Origin of the sequence: Mycolicibacterium palauense (genome assembly GCF_002592005.1) — a bacterium.
GTDB lineage: Bacteria > Actinomycetota > Actinomycetes > Mycobacteriales > Mycobacteriaceae > Mycobacterium > Mycobacterium palauense.
The window spans coordinates 1-26,593 of record NZ_NVQF01000079.1 but is presented as its reverse complement, the minus strand read 5'-3'; the positions used below and the strand labels follow the sequence as shown (position 1 = coordinate 26,593).

The 26,593-nt window shown below is 69.9% G+C and carries 27 protein-coding genes and 1 tRNA gene; 14 read left to right on the top strand and 14 right to left on the bottom strand.

Translation table 11 applies throughout. The features are described 5' to 3' along the window. The 4 genes from CSR00_RS23825 to CSR00_RS23810 form a co-directional block, all read right to left on the bottom strand. Window positions 1-882, bottom strand: an 882-nt coding sequence (locus CSR00_RS23825; RefSeq protein ID WP_141564461.1) for an ABC transporter ATP-binding protein, incomplete at its 3' end; no start/stop codon positions are given. Next, window positions 879-1,769 carry an ABC transporter permease gene (locus tag CSR00_RS23820; protein WP_099024886.1) on the bottom strand — a complete coding sequence of 297 codons (891 nt, stop codon included), beginning with the start codon at window positions 1,767-1,769 and terminating at the stop codon, window positions 879-881. The genes CSR00_RS23825 and CSR00_RS23820, both read right to left, overlap by 4 nt. Then, window positions 1,762-2,688, bottom strand: coding sequence for an ABC transporter permease (locus CSR00_RS23815; RefSeq protein WP_099024885.1), 927 nt, complete (start codon window positions 2,686-2,688; stop codon window positions 1,762-1,764). The genes CSR00_RS23820 and CSR00_RS23815 overlap by 8 nt, the downstream gene beginning before the upstream one ends. Window positions 2,689-2,699: 11 nt before the next feature. Next, entirely contained in the window at window positions 2,700-4,352 is a 1,653-nt protein-coding gene (locus CSR00_RS23810; protein ID WP_099024890.1) for a peptide ABC transporter substrate-binding protein, read from the bottom strand. 146 nt (window positions 4,353-4,498) lie between these two features. On the opposite strand from CSR00_RS23810, the gene acs reads away from it, so the two are divergent. Beyond that, window positions 4,499-6,460 carry an acetate--CoA ligase gene (gene acs, locus CSR00_RS23805; protein WP_099024884.1) on the top strand — a complete coding sequence of 654 codons (1,962 nt, stop codon included), beginning with the start codon at window positions 4,499-4,501 and terminating at the stop codon, window positions 6,458-6,460. Between the two features lie 74 nt (window positions 6,461-6,534). On the opposite strand, the gene CSR00_RS23800 is transcribed toward acs, so the two are convergent. Further along, window positions 6,535-7,239 (bottom strand): chymotrypsin family serine protease, encoded by a 705-nt coding sequence (locus tag CSR00_RS23800; RefSeq protein WP_407662515.1) that lies wholly within the window; start codon window positions 7,237-7,239, stop codon window positions 6,535-6,537. Between the two features lie 240 nt (window positions 7,240-7,479). Here CSR00_RS23800 and CSR00_RS23795 point away from each other — a divergent pair, with 240 nt between their 5' ends. Both CSR00_RS23795 and CSR00_RS23790 read left to right on the top strand, forming a co-directional pair. Further along, on the top strand, window positions 7,480-7,989 hold the full coding sequence (locus CSR00_RS23795; RefSeq protein ID WP_099024883.1) for a phage holin family protein: 510 nt from the start codon (window positions 7,480-7,482) through the stop codon (window positions 7,987-7,989). Then, on the top strand, window positions 7,986-8,948 hold the full coding sequence (locus CSR00_RS23790) for an alpha/beta fold hydrolase (RefSeq protein ID WP_099024882.1): 963 nt from the start codon (window positions 7,986-7,988) through the stop codon (window positions 8,946-8,948). Before CSR00_RS23795 ends, CSR00_RS23790 begins: the two co-directional genes overlap by 4 nt. 7 nt (window positions 8,949-8,955) lie before the next feature. Here CSR00_RS23790 and marP read toward each other — a convergent pair whose 3' ends face one another. The 4 genes from marP to nth are packed head-to-tail and all read right to left on the bottom strand — an operon-like array spanning window position 8,956 to window position 12,419. Beyond that, on the bottom strand, window positions 8,956-10,143 hold the full coding sequence (marP, locus tag CSR00_RS23785) for an acid resistance serine protease MarP (RefSeq protein ID WP_099024881.1): 1,188 nt from the start codon (window positions 10,141-10,143) through the stop codon (window positions 8,956-8,958). Next, entirely contained in the window at window positions 10,140-10,970 is an 831-nt protein-coding gene (locus CSR00_RS23780) for an NUDIX hydrolase (RefSeq protein WP_099024880.1), read from the bottom strand. Before CSR00_RS23780 ends, marP begins: the two co-directional genes overlap by 4 nt. Beyond that, the gene (locus CSR00_RS23775) at window positions 10,967-11,632 is read right to left on the bottom strand and encodes a TlpA family protein disulfide reductase (RefSeq protein ID WP_099024879.1); all 666 of its coding nucleotides are present in this window, start codon (window positions 11,630-11,632) and stop codon (window positions 10,967-10,969) included. Before CSR00_RS23775 ends, CSR00_RS23780 begins: the two co-directional genes overlap by 4 nt. Before the next feature lie 28 nt (window positions 11,633-11,660). Further along, complete coding sequence (nth, locus tag CSR00_RS23770; protein ID WP_099024878.1) at window positions 11,661-12,419, bottom strand: endonuclease III; 759 nt, start codon at window positions 12,417-12,419, stop codon at window positions 11,661-11,663. Window positions 12,420-12,522: 103 nt separating this feature from the next. Between nth and CSR00_RS23765 the strand changes: the two genes are divergently transcribed. Both CSR00_RS23765 and crp read left to right on the top strand, forming a co-directional pair. Further along, window positions 12,523-12,831, top strand: a complete 309-nt coding sequence (locus tag CSR00_RS23765) for a hypothetical protein (protein WP_141564460.1) — start codon at window positions 12,523-12,525, stop codon at window positions 12,829-12,831. 110 nt (window positions 12,832-12,941) lie between these two features. After that, on the top strand, window positions 12,942-13,616 hold the full coding sequence (gene crp, locus CSR00_RS23760) for a cAMP-activated global transcriptional regulator CRP (protein ID WP_003931718.1): 675 nt from the start codon (window positions 12,942-12,944) through the stop codon (window positions 13,614-13,616). A 125-nt stretch (window positions 13,617-13,741) separates the two neighbouring features. Here the strand turns inward: crp and CSR00_RS23755 are convergent, their stop codons facing one another. The 3 genes from CSR00_RS23755 to CSR00_RS23745 are packed head-to-tail and all read right to left on the bottom strand — an operon-like array spanning window position 13,742 to window position 15,161. Next, window positions 13,742-14,551: an MBL fold metallo-hydrolase gene (locus tag CSR00_RS23755; protein WP_328514760.1), complete on the bottom strand. Its 810-nt coding sequence runs from the start codon at window positions 14,549-14,551 to the stop codon at window positions 13,742-13,744. Continuing rightward, window positions 14,548-15,003 carry a RidA family protein gene (locus tag CSR00_RS23750; RefSeq protein ID WP_099024876.1) on the bottom strand — a complete coding sequence of 152 codons (456 nt, stop codon included), beginning with the start codon at window positions 15,001-15,003 and terminating at the stop codon, window positions 14,548-14,550. The genes CSR00_RS23755 and CSR00_RS23750 overlap by 4 nt, the downstream gene beginning before the upstream one ends. Further along, on the bottom strand, window positions 15,000-15,161 hold the full coding sequence (locus CSR00_RS23745; RefSeq protein WP_099024875.1) for a Sp36 family protein: 162 nt from the start codon (window positions 15,159-15,161) through the stop codon (window positions 15,000-15,002). The genes CSR00_RS23750 and CSR00_RS23745 overlap by 4 nt, the downstream gene beginning before the upstream one ends. Before the next feature lie 67 nt (window positions 15,162-15,228). On the opposite strand from CSR00_RS23745, the gene CSR00_RS23740 reads away from it, so the two are divergent. Continuing rightward, window positions 15,229-16,254: an ATPase BagA gene (locus CSR00_RS23740; RefSeq protein WP_407662513.1), complete on the top strand. Its 1,026-nt coding sequence runs from the start codon at window positions 15,229-15,231 to the stop codon at window positions 16,252-16,254. A 28-nt stretch (window positions 16,255-16,282) separates the two neighbouring features. Beyond that, window positions 16,283-17,398, top strand: a complete 1,116-nt coding sequence (locus CSR00_RS23735) for an ATPase BagB (protein ID WP_099024874.1) — start codon at window positions 16,283-16,285, stop codon at window positions 17,396-17,398. Window positions 17,399-17,464: 66 nt separating this feature from the next. Here the strand turns inward: CSR00_RS23735 and CSR00_RS23730 are convergent, their stop codons facing one another. Then, window positions 17,465-17,818: a WhiB family transcriptional regulator gene (locus CSR00_RS23730; protein ID WP_099024873.1), complete on the bottom strand. Its 354-nt coding sequence runs from the start codon at window positions 17,816-17,818 to the stop codon at window positions 17,465-17,467. A 302-nt stretch (window positions 17,819-18,120) separates the two neighbouring features. Between CSR00_RS23730 and ponA2 the strand changes: the two genes are divergently transcribed. The 7 genes from ponA2 to CSR00_RS23690 all read left to right on the top strand — a co-directional run bounded on the left by ponA2 (window position 18,121) and on the right by CSR00_RS23690 (window position 25,985). Beyond that, complete coding sequence (ponA2, locus tag CSR00_RS23725; protein WP_099024872.1) at window positions 18,121-20,565, top strand: transglycosylase/D,D-transpeptidase PonA2; 2,445 nt, start codon at window positions 18,121-18,123, stop codon at window positions 20,563-20,565. Window positions 20,566-20,603: 38 nt separating this feature from the next. After that, window positions 20,604-21,563 carry a metallophosphoesterase gene (locus CSR00_RS23720; RefSeq protein WP_099024871.1) on the top strand — a complete coding sequence of 320 codons (960 nt, stop codon included), beginning with the start codon at window positions 20,604-20,606 and terminating at the stop codon, window positions 21,561-21,563. A gap of 3 nt (window positions 21,564-21,566) precedes the next feature. Beyond that, complete coding sequence (gene cds1 / locus CSR00_RS23715; RefSeq protein WP_099024870.1) at window positions 21,567-22,664, top strand: L-cysteine desulfhydrase Cds1; 1,098 nt, start codon at window positions 21,567-21,569, stop codon at window positions 22,662-22,664. Between the two features lie 281 nt (window positions 22,665-22,945). Then, window positions 22,946-23,019, top strand: a tRNA-Pro gene (locus CSR00_RS23705). A gap of 465 nt (window positions 23,020-23,484) precedes the next feature. Further along, window positions 23,485-24,861 (top strand): PE-PPE domain-containing protein, encoded by a 1,377-nt coding sequence (locus CSR00_RS23700; protein ID WP_176562225.1) that lies wholly within the window; start codon window positions 23,485-23,487, stop codon window positions 24,859-24,861. Between the two features lie 57 nt (window positions 24,862-24,918). Further along, window positions 24,919-25,716, top strand: coding sequence for an acyl-CoA thioesterase (locus CSR00_RS23695; protein WP_099024867.1), 798 nt, complete (start codon window positions 24,919-24,921; stop codon window positions 25,714-25,716). Window positions 25,717-25,769: 53 nt separating this feature from the next. Then, complete coding sequence (locus CSR00_RS23690) at window positions 25,770-25,985, top strand: three-helix bundle dimerization domain-containing protein (protein ID WP_141564459.1); 216 nt, start codon at window positions 25,770-25,772, stop codon at window positions 25,983-25,985. Window positions 25,986-26,021: 36 nt separating this feature from the next. On the opposite strand, the gene CSR00_RS23685 is transcribed toward CSR00_RS23690, so the two are convergent. Next, entirely contained in the window at window positions 26,022-26,486 is a 465-nt protein-coding gene (locus CSR00_RS23685; RefSeq protein ID WP_099024865.1) for a GatB/YqeY domain-containing protein, read from the bottom strand. Between the last annotated feature and the right edge of the window lie 107 nt (window positions 26,487-26,593).

The following is a 26,593-nucleotide window of genomic DNA, read 5'->3' as shown; positions in this document are numbered from 1 at the left end:
ATCCCCGGGCGTGTCCCCCGCCGTGTCCCCATGATTGTCGGCGACGCCGGCCCGCCCCGGCGCCGGGCGCGTGACCGCGCCACCCCGACGCACCGGCCGCGACGGCGCCGCGGCCACCAGCCGGCGGGTGTACTCGTGCCGCGGGTCGACCAGGATCGACCCGGGCGGCCCGGCCTCGACCACGCAGCCGCGGTACATCACCGCGATGTCGCCGGCCCGCTCGGCGGCCAGCGCCAGGTCGTGGGTGATCAGCAGCACCGCGGTGCCCGACTCGGCGGCCATCGCCTGCAGATGGTCGAGCACCTGCCGCTGCACCGTGACGTCCAGCGCGGAGGTCGGCTCGTCGGCGACCAGCAGCCGCGGGCGGCCGGCCAGGCCGATCGCGATCAACGCGCGCTGACACATACCCCCGGAAAGCTGGTGCGGGTAGCGCCCGACCATCGCCTCCGGATCCGGCATGCCCACCTCGGCCAGCAACTCCAGCGCACGCTCACCGACCACGCCGCGCCCGGTCAGTCCGTTGGCCCGCAGGGCCTCGCGCAGCTGGAAACCGATCTTCCACACCGGATTCAGGTTCGTCATCGGATCCTGGGGCACATAGCCGATACCCGCCCCGCGCACGGCCCGCATGCGCCGCGGCGTCGCCGCCGCGAGATCCTCGCCGTCGAAGACGATGCTGCCCGCGCTGATCCGGCCGCCCGGCGGCAACAGACCCAGCACCGCCGCGGCCGTCGTCGACTTGCCCGATCCGGACTCCCCCACCAGGGCCAGGGTCTGCCCGGGGCGCACGGTCAGGTCGACGCCGCGCAGCGCCGGCTCGCCCGCTCCGAAACGGACCTCGAGGCCGGACACGCTCAGCAGCGGTGTGGGCGGCGCGCTCATGCCCGCCACCCCGCCCGTTCGCGCGAGCGCGGATCCAGCGCATCCCGCAGCACGTCCCCCATCAGCATGAACGCCAGCACCGTCAGGGCCAGTGCGCCCGCCGGGTAGAACAACACCGGGGACCCCGAGCGCAGCCTGCTCTGGGCCAGGTTGATGTCCCCGCCCCAGGACACCACCGTGGGCGGTAGCCCCACCCCCAGGTACGACAGCGTCGCCTCGGTGACGATGAACACCCCCAGCGCGATCGAGGCGACGACGATCACCGGTCCGATCGCGTTGGGCACCACGTGGCGCACCAGGATCCCCAACCGGCCCAGCCCCAGCGCCCGGGCGGCGGTCACGTAGTCGGCGCCGCGGACTTCGAGCACGGCCCCACGCGCGATCCGGGCCACCTGCGGCCAGCCGAACAGCGCCAGGATCGCGATCACGGTCCACAGCGTGCGGTGATGCATCACCTGCATCAGGACGATGGCCGCCAGCAGCAGCGGGATGCCGAAGAAGACGTCGGCCACACGGGAGACGACGGCGTCGATCCAGCCACCGAAGAACCCGGCCAGGGCGCCCAGCGTCCCGCCGACGACCAGCACCCCCACCGTGGCGCCCACACCGACGGCCACCGAGGCCCGGGCGCCGTAGATCGTGCGCGCGTAGACGTCGTGGCCCTGCAGATCGGTGCCGAACCAGTGCCGCGCGGACGGCGGCAGCAGGCTCTGGTTCGGGTCGGCATAGGTGGGGTCGATCCCGGTGAACAGACCCGGGAACGCCGCGATCAGCACGACCAGCACGATCATGGTGGCCGCGACCACGAACTGGGGACGGCGGCGCAGTTGGCGCCACACGTCGTACCAGAACCCCCCGGAGAAACCCGCTCCGGCGCCCTCACGCATAGCGGATCCTGGGGTCCAGCGCGGCGTAGAGCAGGTCCACCACGAGGTTGGCGGCCAGGTAGACCAGCACCAGCACGGTCACGATCGACACCACCGTGGGCGCCTCCTGGCGTGTCACCGCCTGATACAGCGCGCCCCCGACACCGTGGATGTTGAAGATGCCCTCGGTGACGATCGCCCCGCCCATCAGGGCGCCGAGGTCGGCACCGAGGAACGTGACCACCGGGATCAGCGAGTTGCGCAGGATGTGCACGGTGATCACCCGCGGGCGCGACAGCCCCTTGGCGGTGGCCGTGCGCACGTAGTCGGCCTCGGCGTTCTCGGCCACGGCCGAGCGGGTCAGCCGGACCACGTAGGCGAACGACACCGCGCCCAGCACGAAGCCGGGCAACAGCAGCCGGGGCAGGCTCGCGTCGTCGCCGACGGTGACCGGCGCGATGCCCAGCCGCACCCCGAACACGAACTGCGCCAGGAACCCCAGCACGAAGATCGGGATGGCCAGCACCACCAGGCTGACCATCAGCACCGCGGCGTCGAAGACACCGCCCTTGCGCAGACCGGCGATCACGCCGAAGCCGATGCCGAACACCGCCTCCACCGCCAGCGCCACCAACGCCAGCCGCAGCGTCACCGGGAATGCCTGGGCCAGAACATCTTTGACAGGAAGTCCGGAGAACGAGGTGCCGAAGTCGCCGCGCAGGATGCCCCCGAGGTACCGCAGATACTGCATCCAGAACGGGTCGTCGAGGTGGTACTGGGCCCGGAGTTGCGCGACCACGCCCGGACTCAGCGGGCGGTCGCCCCCGAGCGCGGCGATCGGGTCACCGGGCAGCAGGAAGACCATCGCGTAGATAAGCAGGGTCGCCCCCAGGAAGACCGGGATCATCACGGCCACACGCCGCGCCAGGAACCAGATCACGTTCCCCGCATTCAGCCCTTGACGATCCGCTCGTAGTCAGGCCGCCCGTTCCACGTGATCACCACATCGCTGACCGCCGGGGAGTGCCCGGCGGCGCTGATGTAGTACCACAGCGGCACCACGGGCATGTCCTGCAGCAGGATCTGCTGTGCGGCGTTGGTCAGCGCGTAGGACTCCTCGAGCGTCGGTGCGGCCTGCGCGACGGTCAGCGCCCCGTCGAACTCCCGGTCGGAGTAGTCGACGTCGTTGGCGCCGGCGCCCGTGACGAACAGCGGCTCGAGAAACTCCAGCATCGACGGGTAGTCGCCCTGCCAGCCGGCCCGGAAGGCGGTCTGGATGCTGCGGTCGGTGATCTGGGTGCGGAACTGGGCGAAGGTCGGCTGCGGAGCACCCGCGGCGTCGATTCCCAGGGTGTTCTTGATGCCGTTGGCCACCGCGTCCACCCATTCCTGGTGGGCGCCGTCGGCGTTGTAGGCGATGACGTACTGACCGCTCCACGGGGAGATGGCGTCGGCCTGGGCCCACAGCTGCCGGGCCCGGTCGGGGTTGTAGTCCAGCGCGTCGCTGCCGGGCAGGTTCGGGTCGAATCCCGGCAGCGAGCTGGCGGTGAAATCGCGTGCCGGCGAACGGCTCTGGTTGAAGATCTGCTCGCAGATCTGCGGGCGGTTGATCGCCGCCGACAGGGCCAGCCGCCGCAACCGCCCCTCCTCACCGCCGAAGTGCGGCAACCGCAGCGGGGTGTCCAGGGTCTGATTCTGCGCCGTCGGGCCGGTCAGGGCCCGATCGCCGAGATCGGCACGAAACGTCGGCAGCGCGCTGGGCGGAACCGTGTCGAGCACGTCGAGATTTCCGGCCTGCAGGTCGGCGTAGGCGGTGTCGAGGTTGGCGTAGAACACGAAGCGCAGGGCGTCGTTGTTGGCCGGCCGGTTGCCGCGGTAGTCGGGGTTGCGGATCAGGTCGATGCGGACGTTGTGCTGCCAGGCGTCTTCCCCGGCCAGCTGGTAGGGACCGTTGCCGATGGGGTGCTGACCGAACGCCGCCATATCCTCGAACGCCGCTTCCGGCAGCGGATAGAACGGGGCGAAACCGAGCCGCAGCACGAAGTCGATGGTCGGCGCGTTGAGGCGCACCGTGAACTCCCGGTCGTTGACCACCTGCAGTCCCGACATCGTCTGCGCGGTGGGGTTCTCCGCGGCGACCTCCTCATATCCCTCGATCGGCGAGAAGAAGCTCTGCTGCAGCTGGGCGTTGGTCGACAGTGCGCCGTAGTTCCAGGCGTCGACGAAGGACCGGGCGGTCACCGGTGTGCCGTCGGTGAACGTCCACCCGGGCTTGAGCGTGATGCGGTAGTTGACGTTGTCGGTGGTCTCGACGGACTCCGCGACCTCCGGCACTGGATTGCCCCGGTCGTCGTAGGACATCAGGCCGGCGAACAACCGGTCCACGATGCGTCCGCCGTTGGTTTCGTTGGTGTCGGTGGGAATCAGCGGGTTCTGCGGCTCACCGCCGTTGGCGGTCACCTGGCCGGGGACACCGCCACCGCCGCCACCGCAGCCCGCCAGGACAAGCAAACCGGCCAGCAGCACCGCCAGCACCGCGTGTCTCGGGATGCGGACCCGGATGCGCAGCCGGGCGTGCCTCCACCAGCGCACTCGATGCCGCATCGCCACCCGGGCCCTCCTCGAGGTCGATCCATCCGGTACCGCCGACCCGGCGTTCCACGACCGCTCGGCGCACCGCAGGAACCGTCCGCAGCGCCTGATGTGAGTTACCAACGTCGATGCAACGTTGGGTGACTACCCTCACAGACATGACCGAGACGCACACCGAAGTTCCGACACTCTATCCGCCGCCAGCGGAGTTCGCCGCGAATGCGAACGCGACCGAGGAGCTCTACGCCGAGGCGGAAGCGGACCGGCTGGCGTTCTGGGCGGAGCAGGCCAACCGGCTGGCGTGGCAGACGCCGTTCTCCGAGGTGCTCGACTGGTCGGATCGTCCGTTCGCCAAGTGGTTCGTCGGCGGCAAGCTCAACGTGGCCTACAACTGTGTGGACCGCCATGTGGAGGCCGGCAACGGCGACCGTGTCGCCATCCACTGGGAGGGTGAGCCCGTCGGCGACGCGCGCACCATCACCTACGCCGAGCTCAAGGACGAGGTGTGCCGCGCGGCCAACGCACTGACCCAGCTGGGTCTGGTGGCCGGCGACCGGGTGGCCATCTACATGCCGATGGTGCCCGAGGCGATCGTGGCGATGCTGGCCTGTGCGCGGCTCGGTGTCATGCACAGCGTGGTCTTCGCCGGGTTCTCCGCCTCGGCGCTGCGGGCCCGCGTCGAGGACGCGGCCGCCAAGATGGTGATCACCACCGACGGGCAGTATCGGCGCGGGCAGGCGGTCTCGTTGAAGGCCGGGGTCGACGACGCGCTGGCCGGCCTGGACGACAGTCCCGTCGAGCACGTGGTGGTGGTGCGCCGCACCTCGATCGACGTGCCCTGGACCGAGGGCCGCGACGTGTGGTGGGACCAGGTCGTGCCCGCCGCACCGGCCGAGCACACCCCCGAGGCGTTCGATTCCGAGCATCCGTTGTTCCTGCTCTACACCTCGGGAACCACCGGCAAGCCCAAGGGCATCATGCACACCTCGGGCGGATACCTGACCCAGGCCTCCTACACCCACCACTACGTGTTCGACCTCAAACCCGAGAGCGACGTGTACTGGTGCACCGCCGACATCGGCTGGGTGACCGGGCACACCTACATCGTCTACGGGCCGCTGTCCAACGGCGCCACCCAGGTGGTCTACGAGGGCACCCCGGCCTCGCCGACCGAACACCGCCATTTCGAGGTCATCGAGAAGTACGGGGTGAGCATCTACTACACCGCCCCCACCCTGGTGCGCACCTTCATGAAGTGGGGACGCGAGATCGCCTTCGCCCACGACCTGTCGAGCCTGCGGCTGCTGGGCTCGGTGGGTGAGCCGATCAACCCCGAGGCCTGGCGGTGGTACCGCCTGGTGTTCGGCAATGACCGCACCCCGATCGTCGACACCTGGTGGCAGACCGAGACCGGCGCGGCGATGATCTCCCCGCTGCCGGGGGTCACCTCGTGCAAGCCGGGCTCGGCGATGCGCCCGCTGCCGGGCATCTCGGCCAAGATCGTCGACGACGACGGCAACGAGCTGGCGCCCAGCCCCGACCACGGCGAACACGTCACCGGCTACCTGGTGCTCGACAAGCCGTGGCCGTCGATGCTGCGCGGCATCTGGGGCGACCCGGAACGGTTCACGGAGACCTACTGGTCACGCTTCGCCGAACAGGGCTGGTACTTCGCCGGTGACGGCGCCCGCTACGGCTCCGACGGTGAGATCTGGGTGCTGGGCCGCATCGACGACGTCATGAACATCTCCGGGCACCGCATCTCCACCGCCGAGGTCGAGTCCGCGCTGGTCGGCCATTCCGGGGTCGCCGAGGCCGCCGTCGTCGGCGCCTCCGACGACCACACCGGCCAGGCCATCTGCGCCTTCGTCATCCTCAAGGCCCATCACGCCGACATGTCGCACGAGCAGATGGTCGACGAACTGCGCGCCGAGGTGTCCCGCGAGATCTCGCCGATCGCCAAGCCCCGGGAGATCCACGTGGTGCCGGAGCTGCCCAAGACCCGCAGCGGCAAGATCATGCGCCGGCTGCTGCGCGACGTCGCCGAGGGACGCGAGCTCGGCGACACCTCCACACTGGTCGACCCGGGCGTGTTCGAGGCCATCCGCGCCAGCAAGTAGCCGCGCGAGCGCGCGCTCCGGTACGCCGTCACCGGCGTGTCGCGTACCGGAGTGTGCGCTCGCCGGACGCGGTGTCAGCTGCCGATCGGTACGAATCCCGATCCCGGGCGGCCCTTGGCCTCGATGTCGGCCAACTGGGTGTTGATCGACATCGTCACCGCCGGGGTGTGCAGCGGGATGTACTTGACGATGCAGCCGGGCAGTTCCTCGCTGAACGCGCCGTGGATCATGCCGACGAGTTTGTTGTTGACCGTGACCGGCGCGCCGGAATCCCCCGGGCCGCCGCAGACCTGGTTGACGATCGTGCCGGCGTCCTGCCCCGGCCCCCAGGTCACCCCGCACGAGTAGCCGGTGGTGCGGCCCAGTTTGCAGGCGATGTCGCCGAACTTCGGGTCCGGACCCAGACCGTCGATCACGAAGCCGTCGACGATGTTGGTGGGTGTCACCTTGTCGCGGTCGAACTTGATCACCGCGTAGTCCAGTCCGTCGTTGCCGGCGACCATCTCCCCGATCGTCCCCAGTTCCTCGTCGCTCTCGGCGGCGACCACCGCGCCCGGGCCGCCGCAGTGCGCGGAGGTGAATCCCACGAGGTCACCATGGTTGTCGGTGCCGATGGCGGTCAGCGTGCAATAGGCCTCGCCGTCGATGACGATCCCCGATCCCCCGCCCAGGGTGACCGGTGCGGCGGCGTGGCCGGGCACGGCGGTGGTGAGCGCAGTCGTCACCGTCAGAGCCGCCAGCACCGTGGCGATCCCCGACCAGCGGTAGCCGGTCCTCACTGCAAACCTCCCGTGGAGTGTCGCGCTCGGCGCGCCCGACGTCGTGTGGACGTCTCGCCGGCGTGGTCCGTAGGCCCCGCCCCGCGTCAACTGGACTGCAGGCAGTCTATCGTGACAACACCAGTAACTCCTGCACCAGCGCGGGAGCGTCTCGCGGCCGGGCTCGTCGGGCCCGCGAGCGGCGTGGCACCATAAACGCGTCGCACGTTGACCGTCGATCGGTGAGAGGATCCCCGTCCCGTGAGCAATGCTGACCGCAAGAACGGCGTCCCAGCGACCGTGACCTCGATCCCCCTGGTTGATCCGAACGCCGTTCCGGCCGACCCGTCGATCGGTGACCTGGTCAAGGACGCCACCACGCAGGTGTCCACGCTGGTGCGCGCCGAGGTGGAGCTGGCTCGCGCGGAGATCACCCGCGACGTCAAGAAGGGGCTCACCGGCAGCGTCTTTTTCATCCTCGCGCTGGTCGTGCTGTTCTACTCGACCTTCTTTTTCTTCTTCTTCGCCGCCGAGCTGCTGGACACCTGGTTGTGGCGCTGGGTGGCGTTCCTGATCGTGTTCGCCGTCATGGTGGTGGTGGCCGCGGTGCTGGCGCTGTTCGGCTACCTGAAGGTGCGCCGTATCCGCGGCCCGCAGCAGACCATCGAATCGGTCAAGGAGACACGCGCCGCGTTCGCCCCCCACGAGAAGCCCACCGCGGCCGGCGCCAACGGTGAGGCACCCGCGGCGAAGGACCCCTCCGGTTGGTGACCGCTCCGCCCGACCCGTCGATCACCCGCATCGGCGGGCCGTGGCGCCATCTGGACGTACACGCCAACGGCATCCGGTTCCATGTCGTGGAGGCCACCGGTGAGCCGCCGCCCGCCGCGGACCCCACACCGGCGACCGCGCGCCCCCTGGTCATCCTGCTGCACGGGTTCGGATCGTTCTGGTGGTCGTGGCGCCACCAGCTGCGCGACCTCTCCGGCGCCCGCGTGGTGGCCGTCGACCTGCGCGGCTACGGGGGCAGCGACAAACCGCCCCGCGGCTACGACGGCTGGACCCTGGCCGGCGACACCGCGGGCCTGATCCGCGCGCTGGGCCACACCTCGGCCACGCTGGTCGGCCATGCCGACGGCGGCCTGGCGTGCTGGACGGCCTCGATGCTGCACCCGCGCCTGGTCCGCGCGATCGCCCTGGTCAGTTCCCCGCACCCGGCCGCGCTGCGGCGGGCGACCCTGACCCGCCGCGACCAGAGCCGTGCGCTGCTGCCCTCGCTGCTGGCCTACCAGGTGCCGATGTGGCCCGAACGCAGGCTCACCCGCCACGACGGCGACGAGATCGAGGCCCTGGTGCGTCGCCGGTCGTCGGCGAAGTACCTCGCCTCGGAGGACTTCTCGGAAACGATCGGGCATCTGCGCAGCGCGATCCGGATCCCCGGCGCCGCGCACAGTGCCCTGGAATACCAGCGCTGGGCGGTGCGCAGCCAGTTCCGAAGCGAGGGAAGACGATTCATGAAGTCCATGGACCGCCAGATCTCGATTCCGATGCTGCATCTGCACGGCGAGAACGACCCCTACGTGCTGGCCGACCCGGTGCGGCGCAGCGAACGCTACGCAAGCCACGGCAGGTTCGTGTCACTTTCGGGTACCGGCCATTTCGCGCACGAAGAGAACCCCGATGTGGTCAACGGCCACCTGAGCCGGTTTCTGGCGCAGGTGTACGGCTGAGGCCGGGTCAGGACACGCAGGAACCCGTGGCCACCCGGTCGCTGTTGGCCAGCCGCGCACGCTGACGCTCGACCTCCTTGGCGGTCAGCACGAACCCGGTGTCGTTGTCGTCGACAGCGGCCCCGAACACCACGCCGAGCACCCGGCCGGACCTGTTGATCAGCGGGCCGCCCGAGTTGCCCTGCCGCACGGTGCCTCTGATGGTGTACACCTCGCGGGTGACATCGGTCGTGCGGTAGATGTCGGGACCCTTGAGCTCGATGATCTCGCGGATCCGCGCCGGGGTGGCCGCGAACTCGCCGCCGCCCGGGTAGCCCAGGACGAGCGCGTCGGTGCCCGACGGCGCGGGATTGTCGTCGAACTCCAGTGGGCGCGCGGGCATGCCAGGCACCGACAGGATCGAGATGTCGGCGTCGGGGTCGTAGGACACCACCGTCGCGTCGTAGGTCTGGCCGTCGGATTCCACGGTGACGCTGTCGGATCCGGCCACCACGTGCGCGTTGGACATGACCCGCTCGGGGGCGGCGACGAAGCCGGTGCCCTCCAGCACCTTCTGGCATCCCGGTGCCACGCCCCGGATCTTCACGACGCTGGGCCGCACCGAGGCCACCACGGTGTCGGTGGCCAGCCCGGCATCGGGCGGTTCGACCGGGCTGATCGGCGTCCGCCCGAAGGGCTGCAGGACGTCGGGCAGCCCGGAATTGTCCAACAGCGCCGACAGCCGCTTGGGCACCGAGCGGATCCAGCTCGGTGCCACCTGGTCCACCTCGGCGAGCACCTTCGAACCGCGCACCGCGGCAGCCAGATTCGGCTGGCCCGAGGTGGTCAGCGGAATGGCCACCATCCAGGCCGCCACCAGCACGACCAGGATCTGCATGGCCACGCCGATCAGCGAGTCGACCAGGCGCACCCCACGGCTGCGGATGGCCCCGCGCACCGCGCGCCCCAGGACCACGCCCGCGATCTCACCGATCACCACGAGCGCCAGGATCAGGAACAGGGCGGCGAACAGCTTCGCCCGCGGACCGTCGATGTGCTCGACGAGGTGCGGAGCCAGCAGCACCCCGGCCACCGCGCCCAGGACCACGCCGACGAACGACATCAACGATCCCAACGCGCCCGAACGCCACCCGGAGATGGCGGCGACGAAGGCGATGGCGACGATCGCGATGTCCAGCCACTGCGACGACGTCATCGACCACCACCGTTTCGGTCCAGCAGGGCCATGGCGTCGTCGACCGCCAGCACGCGGCCGGAGTCCCAGGGCACCGACCAGCCCGCGACGTCGAGCATCGCGGCGATGATCTGGGCGGTGAACCCCCACACCAGCATCTCGTTGAGCAGGAACGCCGGGCCGGCGAACGGGCGGGCCAGCGCGTCGCGGTAGACGGTCAACCGGTTCTCGGGGTTGACGAAGGCACGCACCGGCACGCGGGCGACGATAGCCGTTTCGCCGTGGTCCACCACCGCGACGGGCCCCGGGTCCGGGGAGTAGGCCAGCACCGGGACGACGTGGAAACCCGAGGGCGGGATGAACATCTTCTCCATCGTGGCCAGCGGGGAGAGCCGGGTGGTGTCGAGTCCGGTCTCCTCGCGGGCCTCGCGCAACGCCGTACCGACCGGGCCGCCGTCGCCGGGATCCTCCGCGCCGCCCGGGAACGCGGCCTGGCCGGCGTGGTGGCGCAGCGTGGGGGCGCGCACGGTGACCAGCAGGTCGGCGTCGTCGGGCACCCCGTGGACGGCGGTGCCGGAGGGGGCGGCGCCGTCGGGACCGGAGAACAGCACCAGCACCGCGGCATCCCGCTTGGCGCCGGTCCGCATCGCGTTCGTGGTGGCCGCGGTGACCCTCGCCAGGATCTCCGGGGGCATCCGGCGACGGTAGGCGCCGCGCACCGCGTCGAGGTTGTCGACCAGGGGCCGCAGCCAGCGGGGTCCGACGTCCGGGTTGAGCGGAACCGCTGCGCTCACGGCCGCTCCCCTCTCCTCAGATACCTCGCTGGACACCTCACCGGACAGCCTCATCGGATGCTGTCGCCCACCGCGTCGGCGATCTCGTCGGCACTGACGAATGCGCGCGGCAGGATCTGGGCAACGCTACCGTCCGCGCGCAGTACCACCGTGGCTGGCATCACATTGGGAACCTTCAACGCGGCCGCGATCCGGCGCCGCCCGTCCTGCAGGGTGGGCAGGTGGACCCCCAGTTCGGCCAGGCGAGCCAGCGCGGCGGCCTCGTCGTCGTCCTGGTGCACGGTCACCACGGACACCGCCTCGCCCATGCGCCGCTGGTACTCGGCCATCGCGGGCAGTTCCTCCGCGCACGGTGCACACCAGTAGGCCCAGAGGTTGAGCACCACCGCACGGCCCGCCAGTGCCGGGGCCACGTCGACCTCCGCGCCGTCGGCGGCGCAGCCCACCACCACGCCGCGCAGCGCAGGGGGGCCGGGAGCACCGGATCCGGTGGGGCAGGGGCGCAGGTCGGCCCGGGCGCGCAGGTCGCGAAGCTGCGCGGCGGCGCCGGCGCCCGGGTCGTCGGGCAGCGCGGACGCCGAGGGTGCCGAGGGTGTCGTCGTGCCGGTGCCCGCCCGGCGCTCGTCGGGACCGCCGGCGAGCTGGACGGCGAACGCGGCCACGAGCACGCCCGCGAACGCCAGCACCGCGACGGTCCAGCGTGTGGAACTACTCACCGACGTCCACCGGGGTCCTCCGCCGGCGTCACAGGCCCGCCAGGGCCAGCAGATGCTCGGTCTCGGGACCCTTGACCAGCGGCGCCGCCACGAGCGGGTCGGTGGGCCCGGCGCCGAAGGACGGGCAGTCCCGGGCCAGCACGCAGACGCCGCACGCGGGTTTGCGGGCATGACACACGCGGCGGCCGTGGAAGATCACCCGGTGCGACAACAACGTCCACTCGCGGCGCTCGATCAGCTCGCCGACGGCCTTCTCGACCTTGACCGGGTCCTCCTCGGACGTCCAGCGCCAGCGCCGGACCAGCCGGCCGAAGTGCGTGTCGACGGTGATCCCCGGGACGTCGAAGGCGTTGCCCAGGATCACGTTGGCGGTCTTGCGCCCGACACCGGGCAGTGTGACCAGTTCGTCCAGCGTGGCGGGCACCTCGCCGTCGAACCTGTCGACCAGCGCCTGCCCCAGGCCGATCAGGGAGTTGGCCTTGTTGCGGTAGAAACCGGTCGGACGGATCAGCGTTTCGAGCTCCGCGCGGTTGGCGGTCGCGTAGTCCATGGCCGTGCGGTAGCGCGCGAACAGCGCCGGCGTGGTCAGGTTGACCCGTTTGTCGGTGCTCTGCGCGGACAGGATGGTCGCCACCGTGAGCTCGAGCGGGTTGGTGAAGTCGAGTTCGCAGTAGACGTGGGGGAAGGCCCGCGCCAGGGTCCGGTTCATCCGCCGGGCGCGACGGACCAGGCCCAGGTGGGTCTCGCGTTCCCATTTCCTGGCCGGGGCCGGCTTCGCCGTTGTCACGCTGTCAGGGTACTGACGTGCGCAGACATCGCAGGCTCCGGTGCATCACACCGGATGACATTTCGTGATCCCGCTGAGACCTCCCGCGTGTTTACTACTCGACGTGTCCTGCTTGCTCGCTGCGTGCATACCGGCGTTGCTGATGCTGGCGACCTTCGGGCTCGAACGCCTGGAGACCGGGCTCGGCGACGCCGAGGGCCGGGCCGAGGCCGACCTGGCCGACCTGATCGAGCAGGTCAACGCGACGCCGACCGGCTCACCCGAGCGTTCGGGCGTGGAGCTTGCGTTCGCTCCCGCCCCGGGCAGCACCTTCGTGGATCTCGACGACGAGCCCCGCGGAACGGTCAGGATCCGCCAGTGTGAGGCCGCCAATCCGCAGTTTCACGCGCCCCGACATGCCAATCGTGTGTAGCGTTGGCTAGTCGCGGTACGGCATACCTTTAAACTTGTGAGGCTAGCCATAGTCAAGGCTGGTCAGCGCACGCGTCATTGACATCTGAATCAACATCTAAGAGGGGAAACGTGGACGAGATCCTGGCGAGGGCCGGAATCTTCCAGGGAGTCGAACCCAGCGCCGTATCCGCGCTGACCAAGCAGCTTCAGCCCGTCGACTTCCCTCGGGGGCATACGGTGTTCGCCGAGGGCGAGCCCGGCGACCGCCTGTACATCATCATTTCGGGCAAGGTGAAAATCGGGCGCCGGTCCCCGGACGGCCGCGAGAACCTGCTGACGATCATGGGCCCGTCCGACATGTTCGGTGAGCTGTCGATCTTCGACCCCGGGCCCCGGACCTCCTCGGCTACCACCATCACCGAGGTCCGCGCCGTGTCGATGGACCGCGAGGCGCTGCGCGCCTGGATCGCCGACCGCCCCGAGATCGCCGAGCAGCTGTTGCGGGTGCTGGCCCGGCGGTTGCGTCGCACGAACAACAACCTCGCCGACCTGATCTTCACCGACGTGCCCGGCCGCGTGGCCAAGCAGCTGCTGCAGCTGGCCCAGCGCTTCGGCACCCAGGAGGGCGGCGCGCTGCGGGTCACCCACGACCTGACCCAGGAGGAGATCGCCCAGCTCGTCGGCGCCTCCCGCGAGACGGTGAACAAGGCGCTGGCCGATTTCGCCCACCGCGGCTGGATCCGCCTGGAGGGCAAGAGCGTGCTGATCAGCGACTCCGAGCGGCTGGCGCGCCGAGCGAGGTAAGCCGAGCGCCAGCGAGGCGACTCCGGGCGAGAATCCGCACCCGAGCGAGGTAAGCCGAGCACCGGCTCCCGCCGGGCGCGCCTCGGGTGGATACCCACCCGGCGTGCTACCCGGCCCTGGTCGGGTCAGCTGCGCAGGTAGTCCAGCTGAGCCCGCACGGACGACTCGGCGGCCTCCCACAGTGTCTCGTCGACGTCGGTGTAGACGTGTTCGACGACCTGGCGCGCCGTGGCGTCCTCGCCGAGCTGCCGCAGGGCGCCGCGGACCTGCTCGAGGCGCTCCTGCCGATGCGCCAGATACATCTCGGCGACCGACTGCAGGTCGGGGAGATCCGGGCCGTGCCCCGGCAGCACGGTGCGCGGGCCCAGGCCCCGCAGCCGTTGCAGCGAGGCCAGGTAGGCGCCCAGGTCACCGTCCTCCTGGTCGATCACCGTGGTGCCACGCCCCAGGACGGTGTCGGCGGTCAGCACCGCCTCGTCGTCGAGCAGGAATGACACCGAGTCGGCGGTGTGGCCGGGGGTGGCCAGCACGGTGATACGCAGGCCGGCGGCGTCGATCACCTCACCGTCCTGCAGCGGTCCGCCCAGGCCGCGCAGGAACCCGCTGCCCACCGACCGCACGACGGCGCCGGTGCGCTCGACGAGCCGGTCGATCCCGTCGGTGTGGTCACCGTGACGGTGGCTGATCAGGACCAGCGCGATCCGGCCGAGCGCGGCCACCGCGTCGATGTGCGCCGCGTCGTCGGGTCCGGGGTCGACGACCACGATCTCGTCGCTGCCCGAAGCCCGCAGCACCCAGGTGTTGGTGCCGTCCAGGGTCATGATGCCGGGGTTGTCGCAGAGCAGGACCGACGCCGTCGCCGTGACCGGGCGCAGGCGCCCGTAGGCGGGATGCTCCAGGGGGGCACCCGCGTCGTCCCGCCCGCCGGCGGTCACTGCACCTCGACGATGATTTCGACCTCGACGGGAGCGTTCATCGGCAACTCGGAGACACCGACGGCCGAGCGGGCGTGCTGGCCGGCCTCACCGAAGATCTCGCCGAACAGTTCGGATGCGCCGTTGACGACGCCGGGCTGGCCGCCGAAGCCCGGGGCCGAGGCGACGAAGCCGACGACCTTGACCACGCGGGTCACGTTGTCGAGTCCGACCAGTGCGTCGACGGCGGCCAGTGCGTTCAGCGCGCAGGTCCGGGCGAAGCCCTTGGCCTCCTCGGGGCTGATCTCCGCACCGACCTTGCCGGCCCGCGGCAGCGCGCCGGCCACCATCGGGAGCTGACCCGCGGTGTAGACGAGGTTGCCGGTGCGCACCGCAGGCAGGTACGCCGCGACGGGGGCCACCACCGGCGGCAGCACCACACCCTGCTCGGCCAGGCGCTGTGACCAACTCATTTCGGACGCTTCAGGTAGGCGACGTGCTGCTCACCGGTCGGGCCCGGCAGAACCGAGACCAGCTCCCACCCGTCGGCGCCCCACTGGTCCAGGATCTGCTTGGTCGCATGGGTCAGCAGCGGGACGGTGGCGTACTCCCACGTGGTCGGTTCGCTCATACCTAGAGCCTATCGGCAGCCCACGGTCTCCGAGTACCAGGCCGAACAGCACGACCGCTTGGTTAGCATGCACACCATGGCGACCACAGCAAGCGGCGGCACCGTCGGCTGGCCCTCCCGCTTGGCGAAGGCCCGCCTGCATTTCGTGACCGGCAAGGGGGGAACCGGCAAGTCGACGGTGGCGGCGGCGCTGGCGCTGACCCTGGCCGCGGGCGGCCGCAAGGTTCTGCTGGTGGAAGTCGAAGAGCGCCAGGGCATTGCGCAACTCTTCGATGTTCCGCCACTGCCGTACAAGGAACTCAAGATCGCCACCGCGGACCGCGGCGGTCAGGTCAACGCCCTGGCCATCGACATCGAGGCGGCCTTCCTGGAGTACCTGGAGATGTTCTACCGCCTCGGCCTGGCCGGTCAGGCGATGAAGCGCATCGGTGCCATCGAGTTCGCCACGACGATCGCACCCGGGCTTCGCGACGTGCTGCTCACGGGCAAGGTCAAGGAGGCGGTGACCCGGCTGGACCGCAACAAGCTGCCGGTCTACGACGCGATCGTGGTCGACTCGCCGCCGACCGGCCGGATCGGGCGGTTCCTCGACGTCACCAAGGCGGTGTCCGACCTGGCCAAGGGCGGGCCGGTGCACTCCCAGGCCGACGGCGTGGTCAGGCTGCTGCACTCCGACCAGACCGCGATCCATCTGGTGACGCTGCTGGAGGCGCTGCCGATCCAGGAGACCGTCGAGGCCATCGAGGAACTGCAGCGCCTGGAGCTGCCGATCGGCAGCGTCATCGTCAACCGCAACATCCCGGCCTTCCTGCAGCCGGAGGACCTGGCCAAGGCCGCCGAGGGCCACATCGACGCCGACACCGTCCGCGCGGGGCTGGACCACGTCGGAATCCAGTTGCCCGACGGCGATTTCGCCGGCCTGCTGACCGAGACGATCGAACACGCCAGCCGGATCGCGGCGCGCGCGGAGAGCTCCCGCCAGCTCGACGACATCCACGTCGCACGCCTGGAGCTCCCGGCCATCAACGACGGAATCGACCTGGGCAGTCTCTACGAGCTTGCCGAGGCGCTGGCCCAGCAGGGCGTCCGGTGACCGGCGAGGGTGAAGTGAGGTTGAGTCGATGAGTAGCGCACCACCGGCCCTGAAGATGGCCGCCATCCTGGCCGACCGGTCCAACCGGGTGGTCGTCTGCTGCGGCGCCGGCGGCGTCGGAAAGACGACGACGGCCGCGGCGATGGCGCTGCGCGCCGCCGAATACGGCCGCTCGGTGGTGGTGCTGACCATCGACCCGGCACGCAGGCTGGCTCAGGCGCTCGGCATCAAGGACCTGGGCAATTCCCCGCAGCGGGTGCCGCTGGCCCCCGAGGTGCCCGGCGAGCTGCACGCCATGATGCTCGACATGCGCCGCACGTTCGATGAGATGGTGATCGAGCACTCCGGACCCGAACGGGCCCAGTCGATCCTGGACAACCAGTTCTATCAGACCGTCGCGACGTCGCTGGCCGGCACGCAGGAGTACATGGCGATGGAGAAGCTGGGCCAGCTGCTGGCCCAGGACCGGTGGGACCTGGTGGTCGTGGACACCCCGCCGTCGCGCAACGCGCTGGACTTCCTGGACGCGCCGAAACGGTTGGGCAGTTTCATGGACGGGCGGTTGTGGCGGCTGCTGCTCGCACCGGGCCGCGGCTTCGGCCGGTTGGTCACCGGTGTCGTGGGCCTGGCCATGAAGGGCATGTCGACGATCCTGGGCTCGCAGATGCTCTCGGACGCCTCCGCGTTCGTCCAGTCACTGGACTCGACCTTCGGCGGGTTCCGCGAGAAGGCCGACCGCACCTACGAGCTGCTCAAGCGGCGCGGCACGCAGTTCGTCGTCATCTCGGCGGCCGAACCCGACGCGCTGCGCGAGGCCTCGTTCTTCGTCGACCGGCTCTCCGAGGAGAACATGCCGCTGGCCGGGCTCATCCTCAACCGCACCCACCCCACGCTGTGCGATCTGTCGGTGGAGCGGGCCGAGGACGGCGCCGAGCAGCTGGAGAAGGCCGACCCGGAGTCGCTGTCGGCGGCGGTGCTGCGCATCCACGCCAACCGGGCACTCACCGCCAAACGGGAGGTCCGGCTGTTGTCCCGGTTCACCGGCGCCAATCCGCACGTCGCGATCGTGGGTGTGCCCTCGCTGCCGTTCGACGTCTCCGATCTGGACGCGCTGCGCGCGATCGCCGACCAGATCACGGCCTGAGGAACCTGAGCGAACTCGCCGGGCCTGAGGGCATCCTGCCCTAAGAAAATGACGTGGCCGAAAAAATTAGCCAGCGCTGCGGTGCTTGCGCTGGGCCGCGAAGAAATCCGCCCACGAAACGACCTCGGGGTGCTGCTTGAGCAGGGCGCGGCGCTGCCGCTCGGTCATGCCACCCCACACGCCGAACTCGACCCGGTTGTCCAGGGCGTCGGCGCCACACTCGGCGATCACCGGGCAGTGCCGGCAGATGACCGCGGCCTTGCGCTGCGCGGCTCCGCGGACGAAGAGCTCATCGGGATCGGCACCGCGGCAGCGCGCCTGCGAGACCCAGGCGATTCGGGCTTCGGCGTCCGCGCCGTGAACTGCGCTCTGGATCGTGGCGGCGGCCGCTCTGCGCGGCGCGGGCCGAGAACCTGACATCAGCCAATCCCTTCGCTCAGCCACCCGGAGGTGGCAATCTCCCCGCGGATCAAATCCGTTATGCGATCTACGCCACATCATGTCCGGCTTTGTTATCTAGATCGCACTGTGTGTCCAAGTTAGGTGGTCAGGTATCGTTTGCGCAACAGTTCGGTGACCACTTTTTTGGGACGGGCGTGCAGACGCGCCGAGTAGGATGTCGTTGACGCAGATTCTCAGAGCACTCACAGAAGCGTCCCCGTCGCCCCGGCCGGTCATACTGCGATGTCGCCGCGGCGGCGGTCCTCGCTACTCTGTAGACCATGTCTGACCGACCGCCGGTGGCGGTGACCGTCATCAAGCTGGCATGGTGCTGCCTGCTCGCCAGCGTGCTGCTGGCGGCGTTCATGTTCCCGGTGGTCGGCGGCGTCGGTCTGATGTCCAACCGGGCCTCCGATGTGGTGGCCAACGGCTCGGCTCAGCTGGTCGAGGGAGAGATCCCCGCGGTGACCACGATGGTCGACGCCAAGGGCAACGTCATCGCCTGGCTGTACTCGCAGCGCCGCTTCGAAGTGGCCAGCGACCAGATCGCCGACACGATGAAGCTGGCAATCGTCTCGATCGAGGACAAACGGTTTGCCGAACACAACGGTGTGGACTGGAAAGGAACCCTGACCGGACTGTCCGGTTATCTGTCCGGAGACGTCGACACCCGGGGCGGCTCGACCATCGAGCAGCAGTACGTCAAGAACTATCAGCTGCTGGTGCTGGCCCAGACCGACGCCGAGAAGCGGGCCGCCGTGGAGACCACCCCGGCGCGCAAGCTGCGTGAGATCCGCATGGCGCTCACGCTGGACAAGACGCTGACCAAGCCGGAGATCCTGACCCGGTATCTGAATCTGGTGTCGTTCGGCAACGGCGCCTTCGGCATCCAGGACGCCGCGCAGACGTACTTCGGTGTCGACGCCTCCCAGCTGAACTGGCAGCAGTCCGCACTGCTGGCCGGTCTGGTGCAGTCGACCAGCGCGCTGAATCCCTACACCAACCCCGACGGCGCGCTGGCCCGCCGCAACGTCGTGCTGGACACGATGATCGACAACGTTCCCGAGCACGCCGAGGAGTTGCGGGCCGCCAAGGAGCAGCCGTTGGGCATCCTGCCGCAGCCCAACGAGCTTCCCCGCGGCTGCATCGCCGCGGGCGACCGGGCCTTCTTCTGCGACTACGCCCAGGAGTATCTGGCCCGCGCCGGGCTGAGCAAGGAACAGCTCTCCAAGGGCGGTTACCTGATCCGCACCACCCTGGACCCGGACGTGCAGGCCTCGGTCAAGGGCGCGATCGACGAGTTCGCCAGCCCCGACAACCCCGGCGCCGCCAGCGTGATGAGCGTGGTCCGGCCCGGCAAGGAGGCCCATCCGGTGGTGGCGATGGCCAGCAACCGGACCTACGGGCTGAACCTGGACGCCGGCGAGACCATGCAGCCGCAGCCGTTCTCCCTGGTCGGCGACGGCGCCGGCTCGGTGTTCAAGATCTTCACCACCGCGGCGGCCCTGGACATGGGCATGGGCATCAACGCCCAACTCGACGTGCCGAGCCGGTTCGAGGCCAAGGGCCTGGGCAGCGGCGGGGCGCGCGGCTGCCCGAAGGACACCTGGTGTGTACAGAACGCCGGCAACTACCGGTCCCCGATGAGCGTCACCGACGCCCTGGCCACCTCGCCGAACACCGCGTTCGCGAAGCTGATCTCCCAGGTGGGCGTGCAGCGCACCGTCGACATGGCGGTCCGGCTGGGCCTGCGCTCCTACGCCGAGCCGGGCACCGCCCGCGACTACGAACCCGACTCCAACGAGAGCCTCGCCGACTTCGTCAAGCGCCAGAACCTGGGCTCGTTCACCCTCGGGCCCATCCAGGTCAACCCGCTGGAACTGTCCAACGTCGCCGCCACGCTGGCCTCCGGCGGCGTGTGGTGCCCGCCGAGCCCGATCGACAAGGTCTTCGACCGCACCGGCAAGGAGGTCGCGGTCACCACCCAGAACTGTGAGCAGGTGGTACCCGAGGGGTTGGCCAACACGCTGGCCAACGCGATGAGCCACGACGACACCGGCAACGGCACCGCCGCCGGCTCGGCCGGGGCGGCGGGCTGGGACCTGCCGATGTCGGGGAAGACGGGCACCACCGAGGCGCACCGCTCCGCCGGCTTCGTCGGGTTCACCAACACCCTGGCCGCGGCCAACTACGTCTACGACGACTCCAACAACCCCAGCGAGCTGTGCTCGTGGCCGCTGCGCCAGTGCGGGTCGGGCAACGTCTACGGCGGCAACGAACCGGCGCGCACATGGTTCACCGCGATGAAACCGATCGCCACCAGCTTCGGCGAGGTCGGACTGCCCCCGACCGATCCGCGCTACGTCGACGGCGGACCCAATTCGCGGGTGCCCAGCGTCGCCGGGCTGACGCAGGACCAGGCGCGGGATCGCCTGCGGGAGGCCGGTTTCCAGGTCGCCGAGCAGGCCAGCTCGGTGAACAGCACCTCCAAGGCCGGCGCCGTCGTGGGCACCTCCCCCAACGGCCAGACCATCCCGGGATCGATCGTCACCATCCAGATCAGCAACGGCATCCCCCCGCCACCGCCGCCTCCCCCGGCCGGGCTACCCCCGCCCGGGGCCCCGCCCAACTTCGGCCAGACGGTGGTCCAGATCCCGGGGCTGCCGCCGATCACGGTGCCGGTCCTGATACCGCCGGGGGCACCGCCGCCCCCACCGGCGCCGTAGACGAGCCGCCCGGCAGGGTGTCGCAGTAGGCTTCCCCTATGCCTGTCTTGCCGGTTTTGAAGGGCACCGCGGCGGTCACGCTGGGCGCCACCGTCGCGGGGATCGCCTACGGCTCGATCATCGAGCGCAACGCCTTCGTCGTGCGCGAGGTGACCATGCCGGTGCTCAGCCCGGGATCATCGCCGCTGCGCGTGCTGCATCTGTCCGATCTGCACATGCGGCCCAACCAGCGCCACAAGCAGAACTGGCTGCGTGAGCTGGCGCGCTGGGAACCCGACTTCGTCGTCAACACCGGCGACAACCTGTCGCACCCGAAGGCGGTGCCCGCGGTCGTGCAGGCGCTGGGCGATCTGCTGTCGGTGCCCGGGGTGTTCGTCTTCGGCAGCAACGACTACTTCGCACCGATGCTGAAGAACCCCGCCAAGTACCTCACCGACAAGGACCACCGGTTGCACGGTCCGCCGTTGCCGTGGCAGGACCTGCGCGCGGCGTTCACCGAACGCGGCTGGATGGACATGACCCACACCCGCCGGGAGCTGGAGGTCGGTGGGGTGACGATCGCCGCGGCCGGCGTCGACGATCCCCACATCGACCGCGACCGGTACGACACCATCGCGGGACCGGCCAACGCGGCCGCCGACCTGCGGCTGGGTCTGGCCCACTCGCCCTACACCCGGGTGCTGGACCGGTTCGCCGCCGACGGCTACCAGCTCGTGATGGCCGGGCACACCCACGGCGGACAGCTGTGCGTGCCGTTCTACGGCGCGATCGTCACCAATTGCGACCTGGACCCCTCACGGGCCAGGGGCGCCTCCCGCTGGGGCGCGGACATGGCGTTGCACGTCTCGGCGGGCATCGGCACCTCACCGTTCGCGCCGCTGCGCTTCTGCTGCCGCCCCGAGGCCACCCTGCTGACCCTCATCGCGGCACCGACCGGTGGACGCGACGCCTCGCGCAGCCGGGGGCAGTCGCAACCGACGACGGTCTCCGTGCGCTGACCCGTGGCCGACGTCGCCGACCGTGGCCGGTCCCGGGACTGGGTGGACAACGCCGTCCGGCTGATCGAGGCCGACGCCCGGCGCAGCGCCGACACCCATCTGCTGCGCTACCCGCTGCCCTCGGCCTGGAGCGAGAGCGGCTGCGATGTCCAGCTCTATCTGAAGGACGAGTCCACGCACATCACCGGCAGCCTCAAGCACCGGTTGGCCCGTTCGCTGTTCCTCTACGCGCTGTGCAACGGCTGGATCGGCGAACACACCACCGTGGTGGAGGCGTCGTCGGGGTCGACCGCGGTCTCGGAGGCCTATTTCGCGGCGCTGCTGGGCCTGCCGTTCATCGCGGTGATGACGGCGTCGACCAGCCCGTCGAAGATCGCCCTGATCGAGGCGCAGGGCGGCCGGTGCCATTTCGTGGACCGGCCCGGTGAGGTCTACGCCGAGGCCCAGCGCCTGGCCGACGAGACCGGCGGGCACTACCTGGACCAGTTCACCAACGCCGAACGCGCCACCGACTGGCGGGGCAACAACAACATCGCCGACTCCATCTACTGCCAGATGCGTGACGAAACACACCCGATTCCGGCCTGGATCGTGGTCGGGGCGGGCACCGGCGGCACCAGCGCCACCATCGGGCGCTATATCCGCTACCGGCGCCACCACACCCGGCTGTGCGTGGTCGACCCGGAGAATTCCGCGTTCTACCCGTCCTACGCCGAGGGCCGGGAGGTGGTCACCGGGGCGCCGTCACGGATCGAGGGCATCGGCCGGCCCCGGGTGGAACCGTCGTTTCTGCCCGACGTGGTCGACCGCATGATCCGGGTGCCCGACGCGGGGTCGGTCGCCACCGCACGCCACGTCAGCCGGGTCCTCAACCGCAGGGTGGGACCGTCGACGGGGACCAACGTGTGGGGGGCGTTCTGCCTTCTCAGCGAGATGGTGGCGCAGGGGCAGAGCGGGTCGGTGGTCACCCTGCTCGCCGACAGCGGCGACCGGTATACCGATACCTACTTCTGCGACGACTGGGTGACCAGCATCGGGATCGACCCCGAAGAAGGGGTGTCGACGCTGGAGGCGTTCGAGCGGTCCTGTACCTGGTCCTGATCGCCGCCTGGGCCTGTCTCCGGATCGCTGCCCTGGCCGCCGTCGCCCCTCGGGGCGGTGACGTAAAGCCACAGCGCGGCCAATCCGAAGAATCCCGCGTAGAGGCTGGCTCCGAGCGCTGTCATGGGAACCCCGCTTTCCTTCCCGATTCAGAGTGACACCTGCAGTCTGCACAACGTCACCGACACGCCCGTCCCATCCCGTCTCGAAACGGCAACGTCCGAACGGGAACGCGTTTGGCTTCGGGGCACGCCGGTGCGATAGGCTGTCGAGGCTTCACGCGGGGTGTGGCGCAGCTTGGTAGCGCGCTTCGTTCGGGACGAAGAGGTCGTGGGTTCGAATCCCGCCACCCCGACTCGCGTAGCCGCAGAGAAGAGGCCCCGGCCGGTCCGCCCGGTCGGGGCCTTCCTGCATTCCCTGCCGGCGTCGGCACGCCCGGGGACCGCCCCGAAAACATCGCGGCCAGGGGTCGGCCGAAGCGCCGCCAGCGAACACCGATCGGCGCGGTTCGTGCCACACGTCCGACGCATTTGTGGTATGGATCACCATTTGCCAATGTTGCCGACCCCACAGAAGTTTGCCCCACTGAATTGGCGTGCCATTCATCCGCGCGTCACGTCGCCGCGCTGACATTGGGTCCGCACTTCCCGGAAGATCTCCTGCAAAACGAGCGAGATCGACACGCCCGCGGTAACTTACTGACCGCAGCGAAGTGTGACGGGGTCAGTCGCAAATGGACGGGGTTTCACGCGTGCGAGCACTTATGGCCGTTGCTGGAACGGCGTCTGTCGCGGTATTCGGCGGCGGGATATCCAGCGAGGTGGCACTCACGGCTAACGTGCTCACGGTCACCGGCGCCGAGATCTCCGGTGTCGCCGAGTGGCACGTCGACGGGTTCTTCGGCGGCGCCGTGTGCCCGGCCGGTGGACCCAACGTCTGCAGCGAGGTGAAATACGCCTCCACCGCCGTCGAATGGATCGCCGACGCCGACGGGCTCAAGAAACTCGACGCGGCGATCGCCCGGACGGATGCGCCGATGACGGTGCTCGCCTACTCCCAGGGCGCCAAGATCACGACGTACTGGATCGAGGATCACGCCGACGAGCCCGACGCGCCCGCGGCCGACGAGCTGTCCTTCATCTTCGCCGGCAACCCGATGCGCAAGTACGGCGGCATGGTGCCGGGGCTGAACATCGGCGAGCAGACTCCCGACACCCAGTATCGGGTCCTCGACATCGCCCGCGAGTACGACGGCGTCGCCGACATGCCGGACAACACCTGGAACTACCTGGCCGTGGTCAACGCCTACGCCGGGTTCCTGCGCGTGCACACCAACTACACCGACGTCGACCTGACCACCGAAGACAAGCTGGTCTGGCAGGACGGCAACACCACCTACGTGCTGATCCGCACCGACCAGTTGCCGCTGCTGGACCCGTTGCGGCGCATCGGGCTCGACGAGATGGCCGACCAACTCAACAAGGTGCTCAAGCCCATCGTCGACAGCGCCTATGACCGCGACTACCCGAATGTGATCACCGACCCCGACGAGGCCGATCAGGTGATCGCCGACGCCCTCACGGGCCCGGAGCCCGCCGCCTCCGAGTCGTCCCTCTCGTCGCGCACATCGGGTTCGGCGCTGTCCACCGCCGCCGAAGCCCCCGCGCCGGCCACGGCAGCCCCCCCGGAGAGCCCAGAGACCCCAGAAACCCCCGAGGCCGAAGAGGCCGAAGCCGCGGTGCCGTCGGCAGACGGCACGCAGAGCACCGACGGCGACGTGACCGGGGAATCCAGGTCCGGCGATGCCGCCACCGAAGTGGCGGACGACACCGAGTCCGACGGCACCGAGTCCGACGGCACCGAGTCCGACACCGAATCCGCCTCCGAGGCTGCCGCTTCCGAATCCGACACCGAATCCGACACCGAATCCGACACCGAATCCGCCTCCGACGCGGCCGACGACACCGACAAGCCCGACAAGCCCGACACCGACAAGGCCGACGCCCAAAAGCCCGACACCGGGGAAACCGGCGCCACGAAGCACGGCGCCCTGCGCGAACGCCTGCGTTCCGGCCCCGTGGGCAAGGCCATGAAGGCCCTGCGGGGGCTGCGCGGCGATCGGGACGGGTCCGGACCCGCGAACCGATCGGCGACCCGCAAGGCGGACCGTTCGGGCTCGACGTCACAGGCCGACTGATCCCACGGGCCGGCCGCCGGAGAATCGTCCAGTCCAACCGGTTGGTAGGGTCCAGCGGTGACCGAAGCGAATCCCAGCTGGATACGCCAGCTCCTGCAGTTCGACCGCGACGGTGACTGTTTCGTCTACCGCGAACCCCGGGGCGGTCCCGGTTCCCGGTTGTTCGGCGGGATGATCGCCGCGCAATCGCTGGCCGCGGCCGGGGCCACCGTCGAGGCCGAGAAGCTTCCGCAGTCACTGCACCTGTACTTCGTCCGCGGCGGCAGGTACGGGGTCGACGTCGAGTACCAGGTGGAACGCACCCGCGACGGCCGCTCGTTCGACACCCGGCGGGTCACCGCGGTGCAGAACGGTGCGGTGATCCTGGAGATGATCACCTCGTTTCACCGGCCCGAGCCGGGCGCCGACGCGCACCCGCCGCCGGAGCCGTCGGCCCTGCGACTGGCCGATGCCGTCCCCCGGGAACCCGATATCGAGTTCGCCGACCGATTCGAGATCCGGGTGTCTCCGGATGACGACTCGGTCTTCGCGGTGCCGCCCTTCTGGATCAGGTCGCGGACGCCGATCGAGGACGATCCACTGGTGCGGGCGTGCACGCTGGCGTTCATGTCGGACCTCGGCCCCGTCCCGGTTGCCCGCCCCGCGGGGACGCCGCTGGACCCCGCGGCCGGCTTTGCGGCCAGCCTCGACCATGCCGTGTGGTTCCACCGGCCGTTCGACCCCTCGGCCTGGCACCGCTACGAGGTCCGCCCGCTGAACAACAGCGACTCCCGCGGGCTGGTGGCCGGATCGCTGTACGACGAGGGTGGGGCATTGACCGCCACCACAACTCAGGAAGCGCTGTGGCGTCTCTGACAATGCGGTGGGAACGTTTGACAGTCGTCAAGCGCGACTGATTGATTCACACCGTGGCTCATGGCGATGAACTGACCGCACTGGACGAGGCACGCGACCGGCTGGCCGAGAAGTACCGCACCGTTCCCGCGAACCGCATCACCGACGCCGTCACCGAGGCGCACCGCCGGTCCGAGGGCAGCCCGGTGCGCGCCTTCATCCCCCTGCTCGTCGAGCGCAGGGTCAGCGAGGCACTCGGCCGCGGCTCGATCCCGGGAATGCCCGCCTGACCCGGCGGAATCTCGAAGCTGGTCTCAGGGCTGCTCTCAGAGCTGATCTTTGACCGCCGCGGACAGCCGGGCACCATCGGCCTTGCCGGCCGCGATCTCGGTGGCGTGCCTCATCACCAGGCCCATCTGCTTGACGCTCGGGCGTTCCCCGATCTCCTCGGCGACCTGGGCGATGGCCGTCTCCACCACGTTGGCCACCTCGTCATCGTTGAGCGGGGTGGGCAGATACTCGTCGATGACACTGGCCTCGGCACGCTCGTTGGCGGCCAGGTCGCCGCGGCCGTTGGTGACGTAGACCTCCGCGGCCTCGCCCCGCTTGCGTGACTCGCGTGCCAGCACCTTGAGCACGTCGGCGTCGGAGAGTTCACGCGCCTGCTTGCCCGAGACCTCTTCGGTCTGGATCGCCGCGAGCACCATCCGCAGCGTCGCCGTCCGCAGCTTGTCCTGAGCCTTCATCGCCTGGGTCAGATCCGACCGCAGCCGGTCCTTGAGTTCCGCCATGGCATGAAACCTACGCGCCGCGGGGCCGTGACGGACCACGCCATGCCTGCCCGATCGCCGGACGGGGCGGGGCTGGAGCTCGGTTGGAGCGGGGCCGGAGCGGGGTG

Coding starts and splice junctions, on each gene's coding strand:
- ponA2 (WP_099024872.1), top strand. CDS start 18,121: ATGTCTGACCGACCGCCGGTGGCGGTGACCGTCATCAAGCTGGCATGG.
- CSR00_RS23820 (WP_099024886.1), bottom strand. CDS start 1,769: ATGCGTGAGGGCGCCGGAGCGGGTTTCTCCGGGGGGTTCTGGTACGAC.
- CSR00_RS23730 (WP_099024873.1), bottom strand. CDS start 17,818: ATGTCAGGTTCTCGGCCCGCGCCGCGCAGAGCGGCCGCCGCCACGATC.
- CSR00_RS23810 (WP_099024890.1), bottom strand. CDS start 4,352: ATGCGGCATCGAGTGCGCTGGTGGAGGCACGCCCGGCTGCGCATCCGG.
- CSR00_RS23745 (WP_099024875.1), bottom strand. CDS start 15,161: ATGAGCGAACCGACCACGTGGGAGTACGCCACCGTCCCGCTGCTGACC.
- CSR00_RS23740 (WP_407662513.1), top strand. CDS start 15,229: ATGCACACCATGGCGACCACAGCAAGCGGCGGCACCGTCGGCTGGCCC.
- CSR00_RS23750 (WP_099024876.1), bottom strand. CDS start 15,003: ATGAGTTGGTCACAGCGCCTGGCCGAGCAGGGTGTGGTGCTGCCGCCG.
- CSR00_RS23720 (WP_099024871.1), top strand. CDS start 20,604: ATGCCTGTCTTGCCGGTTTTGAAGGGCACCGCGGCGGTCACGCTGGGC.
- CSR00_RS23685 (WP_099024865.1), bottom strand. CDS start 26,486: ATGGCGGAACTCAAGGACCGGCTGCGGTCGGATCTGACCCAGGCGATG.
- acs (WP_099024884.1), top strand. CDS start 4,499: ATGACCGAGACGCACACCGAAGTTCCGACACTCTATCCGCCGCCAGCG.
- CSR00_RS23735 (WP_099024874.1), top strand. CDS start 16,283: ATGAGTAGCGCACCACCGGCCCTGAAGATGGCCGCCATCCTGGCCGAC.
- marP (WP_099024881.1), bottom strand. CDS start 10,143: ATGACGTCGTCGCAGTGGCTGGACATCGCGATCGTCGCCATCGCCTTC.
- CSR00_RS23780 (WP_099024880.1), bottom strand. CDS start 10,970: ATGAGGCTGTCCGGTGAGGTGTCCAGCGAGGTATCTGAGGAGAGGGGA.